Source organism: Pseudomonas sp. GW821-FHT05H12 (assembly GCF_059419385.1).
This window is the reverse complement of record NZ_JBWKRS010000041.1, coordinates 20,027-34,530: the sequence shown is the minus strand read 5'-3', so window position 1 is coordinate 34,530 and position 14,504 is coordinate 20,027. Positions and strand designations below refer to the sequence as shown.

The following is a 14,504-nucleotide window of genomic DNA, read 5'->3' as shown; positions in this document are numbered from 1 at the left end:
AAGTCATGGCAGAAGCAGTCGTGGACAACGCACCCGCCAAGGCAGACGGCAAACCGCCGCTGTTTGGCCTGTCGTTCCTGGAAAACCTCTCCGAAATGACCATGTTGCGTCAGGTGGGCCTGATGGTCGGCCTGGCTGCCAGCGTGGCGATTGGTTTTGCCGTGGTGTTGTGGTCGCAACAACCTGATTACCGGCCGCTGTACGGCAGCCTGGCGGGCATGGATTCCAAGCAGATCATGGAAACCCTCGCCGCCGCCGACATCGCCTACACCGTAGAACCCAATTCTGGCGCGTTGCTGGTCAAGGCCGACGACGTGGCCCGTGCGCGCATGAAGCTGGCCGCTGCGGGCGTGACGCCGTCCGATGCCAACATCGGCTTTGAAATCCTCGACAAGGACCAAGGCCTGGGCACCAGCCAGTTCATGGAAGCCACCCGCTACCGTCGTGGCCTGGAAGGCGAGCTGGCGCGCACCATCTCCAGCCTGAACAACGTCAAGGGTGCCCGCGTGCACCTGGCCATTCCGAAAAGCTCGGTGTTCGTGCGTGACGAACGCAAGCCAAGCGCCTCGGTGTTGGTTGAGCTGTTTGCCGGCCGCTCCCTGGAGCCTGGCCAGGTCCTGGCGATCATCAACCTGGTCGCCACCAGCGTGCCCGAGTTGAGCAAGTCGCAAATTACCGTGGTGGACCAGAAGGGCAACCTGCTGTCCGACCAGGCCGAGAACTCTGCACTGACCCAGGCCGGCAAACAGTTCGACTACAGCCGCCGCATGGAAAGCATGCTCACCCAGCGCGTGCATAACATCCTGCAACCGGTGTTGGGCAACGACCGCTACAAAGCTGAAGTCTCCGCCGACGTGGACTTCAGCGCCGTAGAGTCGACCTCCGAACAGTTCAACCCCGATCAGCCAGCCCTGCGCAGCGAGCAGTCGACCAACGAACAACGCACCGCCAGCAATGGCCCGCAAGGTGTGCCGGGCGCCCTGAGCAACCAGCCGCCGTCGCCTGCTTCGGCGCCGCAGACTACCGGTGGCGCTACCGCTTCGGCCGGTGCGGTACAGCCTGGCCAGCCACTGTTGGACGCCAACGGCCAGCAGATCATGGACCCGGCTACCGGCCAGCCAATGCTCGCGCCGTACCCGTCGGACAAGCGTAACCAGTCGACCAAGAACTTCGAACTCGACCGTTCCATCAGCCACACCAAGCAGCAACAGGGCAAGATCAATCGCCTGTCGGTGTCGGTGGTGGTGGATGACCAGGTCAAGGTCAACCCGGCTGACGGCGCGGTTACCCGTGCGCCGTGGAGCGCCGATGAATTGGCACGCTTTACTCGCCTGGTGCAGGACGCCGTCGGTTTCGACGCCAGCCGTGGTGACAGCGTCAGCGTGATCAACATGCCGTTCTCCGCCGAGCGTGGCGAAGTGATCGCCGACCCGGCGTTCTACACCCAGCCGTGGTTCTGGGACATCGTCAAGCAAGTGCTGGGCGTGTTGTTCATCCTGGTGCTGGTGTTCGGTGTGCTGCGCCCGGTGCTCAACAACATCACCGGCAATGGCAAGAAACAGCTTGCCCTGGCAGGTGGCGATGTCGAGTTGGGTGGCATGGGCGGCCTGGACGGCGAACTGGCCAACGACCGCGTCAGCCTCGGCGGCCCGCAAAGCATCCTGTTGCCAAGCCCGAGCGAAGGCTATGACGCTCAGCTGAACGCAATCAAGAGTCTGGTGGCAGAAGACCCGGGCCGTGTGGCCCAGGTCGTGAAAGAGTGGATCAACGCAGATGAGTGATAATCGAGCCGCTGTTGCCAAGCTCACCAAGGTCGACAAAGCCGCTGTATTGCTGCTGTCCCTGGGTGAAACCGACGCCGCCCAAGTGCTGCGCCACATGGGCCCCAAAGAGGTTCAACGGGTGGGCGTGGCCATGGCGCAAATGCGCAATGTGCACCGCGAGCAAGTCGAGCAGGTGATGAGCGAGTTCGTCGAGATCGTCGGCGACCAGACCAGCCTGGGCGTCGGCTCCGACAGCTACATCCGCAAGATGCTCACCTCGGCCCTGGGCGAAGACAAGGCCAACGGCCTGATCGACCGCATCCTGCTGGGTGGCAACACCAGCGGCCTGGACAGCCTCAAGTGGATGGAACCGCGCGCCGTGGCCGACGTGATCCGCTACGAGCACCCGCAGATCCAGGCCATCGTGGTGGCGTACCTCGACCCGGACCAGGCCGGCGAAGTGCTCGGCCATTTCGACCACAAGGTGCGCCTGGACATCATCCTGCGCGTCTCGTCGTTGAACACCGTGCAACCGGCGGCGCTGAAAGAATTGAACACCATTCTGGAGAAGCAGTTCTCCGGCAACTCGAACGCATCGCGCACCACCTTGGGCGGTATCAAGCGTGCGGCCGACATCATGAACTTCCTCGACAGTTCGGTCGAAGGCCAGTTGATGGACTCGATCCGCGAGATCGACGACACCCTGTCCACCCAGATCGAAGACCTCATGTTCGTGTTCAACAACCTCTCCGACGTCGACGACCGTGGCATCCAGGCGTTGCTGCGCGAGGTGTCCTCGGACGTGCTGGTGCTGGCCCTCAAGGGGTCGGACGAAAACGTCAAAGAGAAGATCTTCAAGAACATGTCCAAGCGTGCCTCGGAACTGTTGCGCGACGACCTGGAAGCCAAAGGCCCGGTACGCGTCAGCGACGTGGAAACCGCGCAGAAAGAAATCCTCACCATTGCCCGCCGTATGGCCGAAGCCGGAGAAATCGTTCTCGGCGGGAAGGGCGGCGAAGAAATGATCTAAGGCGCCTCTGATGTCGAACAAAGATGAGGCGCCCAGCGATCTGATTCGCGCGCGGGATGTCGGCGGGTTCGACATCTGGTCGTTGCCCAGCTTCGATCCCCATGTGCCGGAGCCCGAGCCGGAACCCGAGCCCGAGCTGCCGGCGGAGTCCGAGGAAGTGCCGCTGGACGAAGTCCAGCCACTGACCCTCGAAGAGGTGGAGGCCATCCGTCAGGAGGCCTACAACGAAGGCTTCGCCGCCGGTGAAAAGGACGGTTTTCGCAGCACCACCCTCAAGGTCCGCCAGGAAGCCGAAGCCGCACTGAGCGTCAAGCTGGCCAGCCTGGAGCGCTTGATGGGCACGCTGTTCGACCCGATTGCCGAGCAGGATTCGCAGATCGAAAAAGCCATGGTCGGCCTGGTGGAGCATATCGCCCGCCAAGTCATCCAGCGCGAGCTGGTGCTGGATTCCAGTCATATCGAAAGCGTGATGCGCGAAGCCCTCAAGCTGCTGCCCCTGGGCGTCGGCAATGTGCGCTTGTACATCAACCCCCAGGATTTCGAACAGGTCAAAGCCTTGCGCGAGCGCCATGAAGAAACCTGGCGCATCGTCGAAGACGCCTCGCTGCAGCCCGGTGGTTGCCGCGTCGAGACCGAACACAGCCGCATCGATGCGACGGTGGAAACCCGCATCAGCCAGATCATGGCCAAGCTGTTCGATCAACTTCACGAACAGGCCCTGCACCCGGCCGAGCCTGACCTGAGCGTTGAACTGGACGCCCCCGATGCGCCTTGATCGCACCAGTTTCGCCAAGCGCCTGAGCGGTTACGCCGAGGCCACCGAGCTGCCCGGTCAGCCGATCCTCGAAGGGCGCCTGTTGCGCATGGTCGGCCTGACCCTCGAAGCCGAAGGCCTGCGCGCCGCCATGGGCAGCCGCTGCATGGTGATCAACGACGACAGCTACCACCCGGTACAGGTCGAGGCCGAGGTGATGGGCTTTTCCGGCAGCAAGATTTTCCTGATGCCCGTGGGCAGCCTGGCGGGCATTGCCCCCGGTGCGCGCGTGGTGCCGTTGGCCGACACCGGCCGTTTGCCGATGGGCATGAGCATGCTCGGCCGCGTGCTCGACGGCGCTGGCCGTGCGCTGGACGGCAAGGGCGGCATGAAGGCCGAAGACTGGGTGCCAATGGACGGCCCCACCATCAACCCGCTCAACCGTAACCCCATCAGCGTGCCGCTGGACGTGGGCATTCGCAGCATCAACGGATTGTTGACGGTCGGCCGTGGCCAGCGTTTGGGCCTGTTCGCCGGTACCGGCGTGGGTAAGTCGGTGTTGCTGGGCATGATGACCCGCTTTACCGAGGCCGACATCATTGTTGTGGGGCTGATCGGCGAGCGGGGCCGCGAGGTGAAGGAATTCATCGAGCACAGCCTGGGTGAAGAAGGCCTCAAGCGCTCGGTGGTCGTGGCCTCGCCAGCGGACGATGCGCCACTGATGCGCCTGCGTGCGGCGATGTATTGCACGCGCATCGCCGAATATTTTCGCGACAAGGGCAAGAACGTCCTGTTGCTGATGGACTCGCTCACCCGCTTCGCCCAGGCCCAGCGGGAAATCGCCCTGGCCATCGGCGAGCCGCCCGCTACCAAGGGTTATCCGCCGTCGGTATTCGCCAAGCTGCCCAAGCTGGTGGAACGTGCCGGTAATGCCGAGGCCGGGGGCGGCTCGATCACCGCGTTCTACACCGTATTGTCTGAAGGCGACGACCAGCAGGACCCGATTGCCGACTCGGCGCGGGGCGTGCTCGACGGCCACATCGTGCTGTCGCGGCGCCTGGCTGAAGAAGGGCACTACCCGGCCATCGATATCGAAGCCTCCATCAGCCGGGTGATGCCGGCCGTGGTGACGCCGGAACACATGACCCGTGCCCAGCACTTCAAGCAATTGTGGTCGCGTTACCAGCAGAGCCGCGACTTGATCAGCGTCGGCGCCTACGTGGCCGGTGGTGACCGCGAGACCGACCTGGCCATTGCCCTGCAACCGCAGTTGGTGACCTACCTGCGCCAGGGCCTCAACGACAAGATCAGCATGGGCGAGAGCGAAGCGCACCTGGGTACGATCTTCGCCCCGGCGCCAGGCGGTTAAGCCATGGCCAGCACTCGTTCGTCGCGTCTGGCCCCAGTGGTGGACATGGCCGAAAAGGCCGAGAAAACCGCGGTGCAACGCCTGGGGTATTTCCAGGGCCAGGTCCGCCTGGCTGAAAGCAAGCTGGGCGACCTGGAGCGCTTTCGCGGCGAGTACCAGCAGCAGTGGATCGAACGCGGCAGCAAAGGCGTGTCCGGCCAGTGGTTGATGGGCTACCAAGGCTTTCTCAATCAGCTGGAAACCGCAGTCGGCCAGCAGCGCCAGAGCCTGGCCTGGCACCAGAACAACCTCGATAAAGCCCGTGAAAGCTGGCAAGCCGCGTTTGCCCGCGTCGAGGGCCTGCGCAAACTGGTACAGCGCTACATCGACGAAGCCCGCGCCATCGAAGACAAGCGCGAGCAAAAGCTGCTCGACGAACTCTCCCAGCGCCTCCCGCGCCAATCCCAGTTCTGACCATCACCTGTGGGAGCTGGCTTGCCGGCGATAAAGGTTTATCAGGCGCTGATGAGCCAGCCGATAGACCGCCATCGCCGGCAAGCCGGCTCCTACAGTTGATTTGTTGTGTTGCTCAGATGCGGTTCGCCTGCTAAACCTTGTGTCATTGCCAATGACAAGGAGCAGTCGCATGTCAGTCGAGTCAGAAGTATCCCTGGACGGGAAGAAGTTGACGATCGCGATCAAGGGCCGGTTCGATTTCGGCAGCCACCAGACGTTTCGCGATTCCTACGAGCGCTTCTACAAAGTGCCGGAGTTGTACGTCGTCGATTTGAAAGAAACCACCTACATGGACAGCTCGGCGCTGGGCATGCTCCTGCTGCTGCGCGACCACGCGGGTGGGGATGAGTCGGAAGTGCGGGTGGTCAACAGCAATTCCGATGTGCGCAAGATCCTCGCCATTTCCAACTTCGACAAACTGTTCGACATCAGTTGAGCGCCCTGGCCCCCGTCCCGGAACCGCTCACGATCCTGATCGCCGAAGACAGCGCGGCGGACCTGCTGTTGCTGTCGACGATTGTGCGGCGCCAGGGCCACCAGGTGCTCACGGCCACCAATGGCCTTGAAGCGGTCGAAGTGTTTACCCGCGAGCGTCCGCAACTTGTGTTGATGGACGCGTTGATGCCGGTGATGGACGGCTTCGAGGCGGCCCGCCGGATCAAGCAGTTGGCAGGCGAAGAGCTGGTGCCGCTGATTTTTCTGACCTCCTTGCGCGAAAGCGAAGCCCTGGCCCGCTGCCTCGATGCGGGCGGCGATGACTTCCTGCCCAAGCCCTACAACCAACTGATCCTGGCGGCGAAGATCAACGCCATGGACCGCCTGCGGCGCTTGCAGGCCACGGTGTTGCAGCAGCGTGACCTGATCGCCAAGCACCATGACTATCTCCTGCACGAGCAGCGCGTGGCCAAGGCAGTGTTCGACAAGGTCGCGCACTCGGGCTGCATCAACGCGGCGCCGAATATCCGCTACCTGCAATCGCCCTATGCGCTGTTCAACGGCGACCTGTTGCTGGCGGCTTATACGCCGTCCGGTGACATGCACGTATTGCTCGGCGACTTCACCGGCCACGGCTTGCCGGCAGCCGTCGGCGCCATGCCTTTGGCGGAAGTGTTCTACGGCATGACCGCCAAGGGCTACGGCCTGGCGCAGACCCTGCGCGAGATGAACGCCAAGCTCAAGCGCATCCTGCCGGTGGACATGTTCTGCTGTGCCACGCTGTTGTGCCTGAGTGCCCAGCGGCGCGTGGTCGAGGTGTGGAACGGCGGCATGCCTGAAGGCTATGTGCATGAAGTTGCCACCGGCAAGCGCACGCCGCTGGAGTCGCGGCATTTGCCGTTGGGGGTGTTGTCGGCGCAAGCGTTTGATGACAGCACCGAGGTGTGGCCCATGGCGTTGGGCGACCGGGTGTTTTTGCTGTCTGACGGCGTGCTGGATACCGCTGACGCCAATGACCAGTTGTTTGGCGTCGAGCGCCTGCAGCAAGTGTTTGCCGCCAACCGCGAGCCCGACCTGCTGTTCGAAGACATCGAGCAGGCATTGGCCGCGTTTCGCGGTGAAGTGCGCGATGACGTCAGCCTGGTCGAGATCACCTTGCAGCCCGGCCAGTCGTTGCGCACGGCGCAACCGCTGTATGCCGACAGCGGCCAGTCGTGCCCGCTGGACTGGTCGGTGAGTTTCGAATTCCGCGGGCAGACCCTCAAAAGCTACAACCCGCTGCCGTACCTGCTGCAACTGTTGCTGGAGATCCATGGCCTGCGGGAGCAGAGCGGGGCGCTCTACAGTGTTATGGCCGAGCTGTATTCCAATGCGCTGGAGCACGGCGTGCTGGGCCTGGACTCCCGGCTCAAACGCGATGCCCAGGGGTTTGCCCACTATTATCGCCAGCGCAATGAGCGCCTGGCGCAACTGGACAGCGGTTATGTGCGGGTGCATGTGCAGGTCGTGCCGACCGCTACGGGCGGCAGGATGTCGCTGCGCATCGAAGACAGCGGACCCGGGTTCGACGTGGAACAGGTACTGGCCCGGCCGCTGGATGTTGACCGTTTGTCAGGCCGGGGCTTGAGCCTGGTGCGTCAACTGAGCAGCGATGTACGCTGGTCCGATGGTGGGCGCAGTGTCTGCGTGGAGTTTTGCTGGGGGGCTCTGGCATAATCCGCCGATTCTTGATCAAGGAGCGAGCAAGTGGCTGAGATTCATCTGGACCCGGACGTGCTTTCGGGTTTGCAGGAAGTCATGGAAGGCGAGTACCCCAAGTTGCTCGATACCTTTCTCGACGATTCGCAAAAACGTATCGAGGCGCTGCGCAAGGCGCGGGATGATGCCAAGGCGTTGGGGCGGATTGCCCATAGCTTCAAGGGCAGCAGTGGCAACCTGGGGGCGGTGCGGTTGGCGCAGTTGTGTCAGCGGTTGGAGGCTGAGTCGGCGGGGGCTGCGGCGGACCTGGGGGATTTGGTGGATCAGATTGATCATGAGTTTGCTTTGGTTCGGCCGCTTTATGAGTCGGAGCGGGGGCGGTTTGGGGTTTGACTCTGTGTACATATCCGTTGCTGCGGTAACGGCTGCTTAGGGTTCCGCTCTTACAGCGGGTCACTTTTGGAAGAGCGCCAAAAGTAACCAAAAACGCTCTGCCCCAACACTCGGCACCTCGCCTAGGCTCGGTGTGCCCTCACTCCGGCTTTGGAGCGTGGGCCGCCGCGATGGGCCATCCTTGGCCCAGCGCGGCTAACCCGGCGTCCTGCCGGGTTACCCACGCTCCAAAGCCTGCGTTCGGCTAGCGTGTTTGACGGGGCGCCCCAGATCAAAGTCAAAAGCAAACGCGGCGGCCTGGTAGCCGACCGGTAGCGTTGTTGATCGCATTCCCCTGTAGGAGCCGGCTTGCCGGCGATGCAGACACCTCGGTGATTCAGGCACACCGAGTAGATGCCATCGCAGGCAAGCCAGCTCCCACAGTGGGTCGCGTTTGCATCTGCCTTTGCCTTTGCTCCACACCACTCAAGCCGGCTGTCAGGCCGCTGTGCTCTTGCTTTTGATCTTGATTTTGATCTTAGGCGGCCCCCCAAATCACTGGCGGATTACGGGCACACCGAGCCTAGGCGAGGTGCCGAGTGTTGGGGCAAGAGCCCTTTTGGTTACTTTTGGCTGGGCCGGCATTCCGGGCTCTTTTCCAAAAGTGACCCGCTGTAAGGGCGGAACCATAAGCCGCCATCACCCCAATAACGGATATGCCCCCCAACAACCCAAAACCTGGCCCGACTCTTGCTCTACCTCCCAATACTGCATCCCCGATCCCCAATGCAGTGGAGACCTTTACCTATGCCAGTCGCCCCGAACACCCTCCTTCAGGCTGCCCCCGCAGCCAAGCCTCAAGCGCCCGCCGCTACACCTCCGGCAGCGGCTACGGCCCCACAGGACAAGGGCCCTGGCTTCGCTCAGGTGTTCGCCAGCCAAGGCACCAAGCCGACGGTAAAGACCGACGACACCCCGTCCAAACCTTCTCGTGACAAGACCTCTGACGCCAGCGCCAAGCCTGCTGACAACAGCAGCAAGCCTGCCGCCAGCACGCCAGCGGTTGCCGATAGCGGCAAACCCTTGCCTGCCACGCCACCGGCCAAGTCCGATGACAGCGCCAGCAGCGACGACGACAAACCCACCGACCCGTCCCTGGTGCAGCAACCTCTGGTTGACCCCGTCGTCGACCCGGCGCTGATTGCTACCGTTACCCCTGTGGCCGTGCCGGTTCCGGTGCCCGCAGTAACCCCGGCGCCGGCCGCTGCACCAGATGAAAAGGCTCAGCCCGTGGTTGCCCCGCCCGTCGCAGCCACCGACGAAACCAAGCAACCTGCTTTCGACCCTTCTGCCGACCCGCTGGACTCAATGCCCGCCGTACGCCTGGCGATGGAGCAGGGCGGTCACGTCTCCGCAAGCAGCCAGACGCCGCAAAAAGCCACGCCTGCGCCGACGCAGGACCAACCGACCGCCGCGCAGAACTTCGCCGCAGGCCTGGCCAACATGGTCGACCAGCAGGCCGCCAAGGACAGCACCGACACCGGTGGCGACAAGACCTTCACCAGCCTGATCGACGGTGGCCTCAAGGACTTGAAGGACGCCAGCAGCGACACCCGTGTCGATGACTTCGCCAACCGCTTGGCGGCGCTGACCCAGGCCGCCACGCCGAAAACCGCGAACGCCTTGCCGCCCGTGGCCAATGCGCCGCTGGCCATGCACCAGAGCGGCTGGACCGAAGAAGTGGTTAACCGCGTGATGTACCTGTCCAGCGCCAACCTCAAGTCGGCCGAGATCCAGTTGCAGCCGGCAGAACTCGGGCGCCTGGACATCAAGGTCAACATGGCGGCCGACCAGCAGGCCCAGGTCACCTTCATGAGTGGCCATGCGGTGGTGCGTGAAGCGCTGGAAAGCCAGTCCGGCCGCCTGCGTGAGATGTTCGCGCAGCAGGGCATGGGGCAAGTGGACGTCAACGTTTCCGACCAGTCCCGTGGCTGGCAAGGTCAGGGCCAAGAGCAACAACAGCAAAACCAGGCCCGTGGCGTGAGCGGCAGCGGTGGCCGTGGTGATGGCGGCGATGCGGCGGACCACGCCGAAGTCGCAGCGGCCGTCGCGCCGGTCACCACCACCGTGATTGGCTCCAGCGCCGTCGACTACTACGCCTGACCCAGGCAACCGCGAACTGTAGGAGCCCGCTTGCGGGCGATAGCGTCCTTAAGGGCCCCATCGCCGGCAAGCCGGCTCCTACAGTTTTGTTGCGCGTACGCTTCCAGACAACTCTGGCATAACACTTGCTCTTGCCTTTCCGTAGATCTATGAATCCCCGAATAGTGACGGATTATTGGCATGGCGAAGAGCGACGACGCAGCAAAACCCCCTGCAGGTAAAGGCAAGCTCAAGCTTATCTTGTTGATAGTGCTGGGCCTGGTCCTGGCCATCGGCGCGTCGGTGGGCGGCACCTGGTACATCATGCACAGCAGTGCCAGCAAACCGGCCCCTGCCGCCGAAACCGCCACCAACGTCAAGCAACCGGCAATCTTCGAGCCGATGCTTCCGGCCTTTGTCGCCAACTTCAATCAGAACGGTCGTCAACGCTACCTGCAGGTGAGCATCACCTTGCTGGCACGTAACCAGGCGGACCTGGATGCGCTCAAAGTGCACATGCCGGTGATCCGCAACAACCTGGTGATGTTGTTCTCCGGGCAGAGCTTCGACAGCCTGGCCACTCCGGTAGGCCAGGAAATGCTGCGCCAGAAGGTCACTGCCAGCGTGCAGGAAGTGGCCCAGAAAGAGCTCGGCAAAGTCGTGGTCGAGCAGGCGCTCTTCACTAACTTCGTATTGCAGTAGGATCACGACATGGCCGTGCAAGACCTGCTGTCCCAGGATGAAATCGACGCGCTGTTGCATGGCGTCGACGATGGTCTGGTACAGACCGAAATGGCTGCCGAGCCCGGCAGCGTCAAAAGTTATGACCTGACCAGCCAGGATCGTATCGTCCGTGGACGCATGCCGACCCTGGAGATGATCAACGAGCGTTTCGCCCGCTACACCCGTATCAGCATGTTCAACATGCTGCGCCGTTCGGCGGACGTGGCGGTGGGCGGCGTGCAGGTGATGAAGTTCGGTGAATACGTGCACTCGCTGTACGTGCCCACCAGCCTCAACCTGGTCAAGATCAAGCCGTTGCGCGGCACTGCGCTGTTCATCCTCGACGCCAAGCTGGTGTTCAAGCTGGTGGACAACTTCTTCGGCGGCGACGGCCGTCATGCCAAGATCGAAGGGCGTGAGTTCACCCCGACCGAACTGCGTGTGGTGCGCATGGTGCTGGAGCAGGCCTTCATCGACTTGAAGGAAGCCTGGCAGGCGATCATGGAAGTCAATTTCGAGTACATCAACTCGGAAGTGAACCCGGCCATGGCCAACATCGTCGGCCCCAGCGAAGCCATTGTGGTGTCGACCTTCCATATCGAGCTCGATGGCGGTGGCGGCGACCTGCACGTGACCATGCCGTACTCGATGATCGAGCCGGTGCGCGAAATGCTCGACGCCGGTTTCCAGTCCGACCTCGACGACCAGGACGAACGCTGGGTCAAGGCCCTGCGCGAAGACCTGTTGGATGTCGACGTACCGCTGAGCGCCACCGTGGCCCGTCGCCAGTTGCGCCTGCGCGACATCCTGCACATGCAGCCGGGTGACGTGATCCCTGTGGAACTGCCGGAAGAACTGATCATGCGCGCCAACGGCGTGCCGTCGTTCAAGGTCAAGCTCGGTTCCCACAAGGGCAACCTGGCGTTGCAAGTGGTCGAGCCGATCAACCGTCGCTGATCCGCCCTAATTTATTGATGAATTTTCGCTGCGCCGAGGACATGTAATGGCTACCGAACACGAAAACACTTCCGCCGAAGACCAGGCCCTGGCTGACGAATGGGCTGCGGCCCTGGAAGAAACCGGCGATGTCGGCCAAGACGACATCGACGCACTGCTGGCTGCCGATGCCGCCACTGCACCGGCTGGCAACCGCCTGGCGATGGAAGAATTCGGCAGCGTGCCGAAGAACAACGACCCGGTGAGCCTCGATGGCCCGAACCTTGACGTGATCCTCGACATTCCGGTGTCAATCTCCATGGAAGTGGGCAGCACCGAAATCAACATCCGCAACCTGCTGCAACTCAACCAGGGTTCGGTGATCGAGCTTGATCGCCTGGCCGGTGAGCCACTGGACGTGCTGGTCAACGGCACCCTGATCGCCCACGGCGAGGTGGTGGTGGTCAACGAGAAGTTCGGCATCCGCCTGACGGACGTGATCAGCCCGAGCGAACGCATCAAGAAGTTGCGCTGATATGAAGTATTCGATGGCGGGACTGTTTCTGGCGCTGCCATTGAGCGCCCTGGCGGCCGAGCCGGTGGCGCAAGCCGCGACGGCAGCGGCACCCGTGGTGAGCAGCGGCATTGGTGGGCAATTGACCCAACTGGTGCTGGGCTTGCTGCTGGTGGTTGGCCTGATCTTCGTGCTGGCCTGGCTGATGCGCCGCGTGCAGCGCATCGGGCCGGGCAACGGCCAGGTCATCGAGATGATCGGCTCGCGCGCCCTCGGCCCGCGGGACCGGTTGGTGCTGGTGCAAGTGGGCGATGAGCAGATCTTGCTTGGCATCACGCCGGGCCGCATCACCCCGTTGCACGTGCTCAAGACGCCGGTGGAAGTGGCCCAGACCCAGGCCGCCACACCCGAATTCGCCCAGCGCCTGATGGAGTTGCTGGGCAAGGATCAGAAGGATAAGAAGTAATGCGCGTTTTATTGACGCTCATGCTGTTGCTGGCTGCGCCGATGGCGATGGCCGCCGACCCGTTGTCGATCCCGGCGATTACCCTGGGCACTAACGCGGCCGGGGCCCAGGAGTATTCGGTCAGCCTGCAGATCCTGCTGATCATGACGGCGCTGAGTTTTATCCCGGCGTTCGTCATGCTGATGACCAGCTTCACGCGGATCATCATCGTGTTCTCGATCCTGCGTCAGGCCCTGGGCCTGCAACAGACGCCGTCGAACCAGATACTCACCGGCATGGCCTTGTTCCTGACGCTGTTCATCATGGCGCCGGTGTTCGACAAGGTGAACCAGCAAGCCCTGCAACCTTACCTGGCGGAAAAACTCACCGCCCAGGACGCCATCGACAAGGCTCAGGGCCCGATCAAGGACTTCATGCTGTCGCAGACCCGTTCCAGCGACCTTGAACTGTTCATGCGCCTCTCCAAGCGCACCGACATCGCCACGCCAGACCAGGCGCCGCTGACGATCCTGGTGCCGGCGTTTGTCACGTCTGAATTGAAGACCGCGTTCCAGATCGGCTTCATGATCTTTATCCCGTTCCTGATCATCGACCTGGTGGTGGCGAGCGTGCTGATGGCCATGGGTATGATGATGCTGTCGCCGCTGATTATTTCGTTGCCGTTCAAGATCATGCTGTTTGTGCTGGTGGACGGCTGGGCGCTGATCATCGGCACCCTGGCCAGCAGTTTCGGCGGGGTATAGCGCGATGACGCCAGAAGTTGCGGTCGACTTGTTCCGTGAAGCGCTGTGGCTGACCACCATGATGGTGGCCGTGCTGGTGGTGCCCAGCCTGTTGGTGGGCCTGCTGGTGGCGATGTTTCAGGCCGCGACCCAGATCAACGAACAGACCTTGAGCTTCCTGCCGCGTCTGCTGGTGATGTTGATCACTCTGATCGTTGCCGGCCCGTGGCTGGTGCAAACCTTTATGGAATACATCCTGCAGCTGTACGGCAGTATTCCGCAGTTGATCGGCTGACCCCATGCAGTCTGTGCTGGCATTGACCGACACCCAGATCAGCACCTGGGTGGCGTCATTCATCTTGCCGATGTTCCGTGTCACGGCCGTGCTGATGACCATGCCGGTGTTCGGCACCACCCTCGTGCCGCGCCGTATCCGCCTGTATTTCGCGTTCGCCATCACCGTGGTGATCGTGCCCGGGTTGCCGCCGATGCCGCCGGTGAATGCCCTGGACCTCAGTGCCTTGTTGCTGATTGCCGAGCAGATTTTGATCGGGGCGCTGCTGGGGTTCTCGCTGACGTTGTTTTTCCAGGCGTTCGTGATTGCCGGGCAGATTATCTCGATCCAGATGGGCATGGGCTTCGCGTCCATGGTCGACCCCACCAACGGCGTGTCGGTGGCGGTGATCGGGCAATTCTTGACCATGCTGGTGACCTTGATTTTCCTGGCCATGAACGGCCACCTGGTGGTGTTCGAGGTGATGACCGAGAGCTTCACCACCTTGCCGGTGGGGTCCGGACTGGTGGTCAGCCACTTCTGGGAGCTGGTCGGCCGGCTCAGTTGGGTGCTGGGCGCATCGTTGCTGCTGGTGCTGCCGGCAATCACTGCGTTGCTGGTGGTCAACATCGCGTTCGGTGTCATGACCCGTGCGGCGCCGCAGTTGAACATCTTCTCTATCGGTTTCCCGTTGACCCTGGTGCTGGGCATGGGGATTTTCTGGATCGGCATGGCCGACATTCTCAATCAGTATCAACCGCTGGCGACCGACGCCTTGCAGTTCTTACGTGATATGGCACGGGCGCGTTGA

The 14,504-nt window shown here is 62.5% G+C and carries 16 protein-coding genes; all 16 read left to right on the top strand.

Going from position 1 to position 14,504, the window contains the following annotated elements; translation table 11 throughout:
* The first annotated feature begins 5 nt into the window (after positions 1-5).
* The 16 genes from fliF to fliR all read left to right on the top strand — a co-directional run bounded on the left by fliF (position 6) and on the right by fliR (position 14,504).
* Positions 6-1,781: a flagellar basal-body MS-ring/collar protein FliF gene (gene fliF, locus AC07SU_RS26735; RefSeq protein ID WP_176996192.1), complete on the top strand. Its 1,776-nt coding sequence runs from the start codon at positions 6-8 to the stop codon at positions 1,779-1,781.
* Positions 1,774-2,793, top strand: coding sequence for a flagellar motor switch protein FliG (gene fliG / locus AC07SU_RS26730; RefSeq protein ID WP_016972027.1), 1,020 nt, complete (start codon positions 1,774-1,776; stop codon positions 2,791-2,793). The genes fliF and fliG overlap by 8 nt, the downstream gene beginning before the upstream one ends.
* 10 nt (positions 2,794-2,803) lie before the next feature.
* A complete protein-coding gene (fliH, locus tag AC07SU_RS26725; RefSeq protein ID WP_176996191.1) occupies positions 2,804-3,568 on the top strand; it encodes a flagellar assembly protein FliH in 765 nt (254 codons plus the stop codon).
* Positions 3,558-4,916 (top strand): flagellar protein export ATPase FliI, encoded by a 1,359-nt coding sequence (gene fliI / locus AC07SU_RS26720; RefSeq protein ID WP_176996190.1) that lies wholly within the window; start codon positions 3,558-3,560, stop codon positions 4,914-4,916. Before fliH ends, fliI begins: the two co-directional genes overlap by 11 nt.
* Before the next feature lie 3 nt (positions 4,917-4,919).
* Positions 4,920-5,369 (top strand): flagellar export protein FliJ, encoded by a 450-nt coding sequence (fliJ, locus tag AC07SU_RS26715; RefSeq protein ID WP_176996189.1) that lies wholly within the window; start codon positions 4,920-4,922, stop codon positions 5,367-5,369.
* A gap of 172 nt (positions 5,370-5,541) precedes the next feature.
* Complete coding sequence (locus AC07SU_RS26710; protein WP_494998751.1) at positions 5,542-5,847, top strand: STAS domain-containing protein; 306 nt, start codon at positions 5,542-5,544, stop codon at positions 5,845-5,847.
* Entirely contained in the window at positions 5,844-7,562 is a 1,719-nt protein-coding gene (locus AC07SU_RS26705) for an ATP-binding SpoIIE family protein phosphatase (protein ID WP_494998750.1), read from the top strand. The genes AC07SU_RS26710 and AC07SU_RS26705 overlap by 4 nt, the downstream gene beginning before the upstream one ends.
* 30 nt (positions 7,563-7,592) lie before the next feature.
* Positions 7,593-7,937, top strand: coding sequence for an Hpt domain-containing protein (locus AC07SU_RS26700; RefSeq protein ID WP_176996186.1), 345 nt, complete (start codon positions 7,593-7,595; stop codon positions 7,935-7,937).
* Between the two features lie 786 nt (positions 7,938-8,723).
* Positions 8,724-10,079: a flagellar hook-length control protein FliK gene (locus AC07SU_RS26695; protein ID WP_494998749.1), complete on the top strand. Its 1,356-nt coding sequence runs from the start codon at positions 8,724-8,726 to the stop codon at positions 10,077-10,079.
* A gap of 180 nt (positions 10,080-10,259) precedes the next feature.
* Entirely contained in the window at positions 10,260-10,760 is a 501-nt protein-coding gene (fliL, locus tag AC07SU_RS26690) for a flagellar basal body-associated protein FliL (RefSeq protein ID WP_176999083.1), read from the top strand.
* A gap of 9 nt (positions 10,761-10,769) precedes the next feature.
* Entirely contained in the window at positions 10,770-11,738 is a 969-nt protein-coding gene (fliM, locus tag AC07SU_RS26685) for a flagellar motor switch protein FliM (protein WP_105523143.1), read from the top strand.
* Positions 11,739-11,784: 46 nt separating this feature from the next.
* Positions 11,785-12,252, top strand: a complete 468-nt coding sequence (gene fliN, locus AC07SU_RS26680; protein WP_003192941.1) for a flagellar motor switch protein FliN — start codon at positions 11,785-11,787, stop codon at positions 12,250-12,252.
* A 1-nt stretch (position 12,253) separates the two neighbouring features.
* Positions 12,254-12,697 (top strand): flagellar biosynthetic protein FliO, encoded by a 444-nt coding sequence (gene fliO / locus AC07SU_RS26675; protein ID WP_176999082.1) that lies wholly within the window; start codon positions 12,254-12,256, stop codon positions 12,695-12,697.
* Positions 12,697-13,440, top strand: a complete 744-nt coding sequence (gene fliP, locus AC07SU_RS26670) for a flagellar type III secretion system pore protein FliP (RefSeq protein ID WP_176999081.1) — start codon at positions 12,697-12,699, stop codon at positions 13,438-13,440. Before fliO ends, fliP begins: the two co-directional genes overlap by 1 nt.
* 4 nt (positions 13,441-13,444) lie before the next feature.
* Positions 13,445-13,714, top strand: a complete 270-nt coding sequence (gene fliQ, locus AC07SU_RS26665; RefSeq protein WP_003214552.1) for a flagellar biosynthesis protein FliQ — start codon at positions 13,445-13,447, stop codon at positions 13,712-13,714.
* Positions 13,715-13,718: 4 nt separating this feature from the next.
* A complete protein-coding gene (fliR, locus tag AC07SU_RS26660) occupies positions 13,719-14,504 on the top strand; it encodes a flagellar biosynthetic protein FliR (RefSeq protein WP_494998748.1) in 786 nt (261 codons plus the stop codon).

Excerpts from the sequence above, each read along its gene's own strand:
- fliF (WP_176996192.1), top strand. The coding sequence starts at position 6 with ATGGCAGAAGCAGTCGTGGACAACGCACCCGCCAAGGCAGACGGCAAA.
- fliG (WP_016972027.1), top strand. The coding sequence starts at position 1,774 with ATGAGTGATAATCGAGCCGCTGTTGCCAAGCTCACCAAGGTCGACAAA.
- fliH (WP_176996191.1), top strand. The coding sequence starts at position 2,804 with ATGTCGAACAAAGATGAGGCGCCCAGCGATCTGATTCGCGCGCGGGAT.
- fliI (WP_176996190.1), top strand. The coding sequence starts at position 3,558 with ATGCGCCTTGATCGCACCAGTTTCGCCAAGCGCCTGAGCGGTTACGCC.
- fliJ (WP_176996189.1), top strand. The coding sequence starts at position 4,920 with ATGGCCAGCACTCGTTCGTCGCGTCTGGCCCCAGTGGTGGACATGGCC.
- AC07SU_RS26710 (WP_494998751.1), top strand. The coding sequence starts at position 5,542 with ATGTCAGTCGAGTCAGAAGTATCCCTGGACGGGAAGAAGTTGACGATC.
- AC07SU_RS26695 (WP_494998749.1), top strand. The coding sequence starts at position 8,724 with ATGCCAGTCGCCCCGAACACCCTCCTTCAGGCTGCCCCCGCAGCCAAG.
- fliL (WP_176999083.1), top strand. The coding sequence starts at position 10,260 with ATGGCGAAGAGCGACGACGCAGCAAAACCCCCTGCAGGTAAAGGCAAG.
- fliM (WP_105523143.1), top strand. The coding sequence starts at position 10,770 with ATGGCCGTGCAAGACCTGCTGTCCCAGGATGAAATCGACGCGCTGTTG.
- fliN (WP_003192941.1), top strand. The coding sequence starts at position 11,785 with ATGGCTACCGAACACGAAAACACTTCCGCCGAAGACCAGGCCCTGGCT.
- fliO (WP_176999082.1), top strand. The coding sequence starts at position 12,254 with ATGAAGTATTCGATGGCGGGACTGTTTCTGGCGCTGCCATTGAGCGCC.
- fliP (WP_176999081.1), top strand. The coding sequence starts at position 12,697 with ATGCGCGTTTTATTGACGCTCATGCTGTTGCTGGCTGCGCCGATGGCG.
- fliQ (WP_003214552.1), top strand. The coding sequence starts at position 13,445 with ATGACGCCAGAAGTTGCGGTCGACTTGTTCCGTGAAGCGCTGTGGCTG.
- fliR (WP_494998748.1), top strand. The coding sequence starts at position 13,719 with ATGCAGTCTGTGCTGGCATTGACCGACACCCAGATCAGCACCTGGGTG.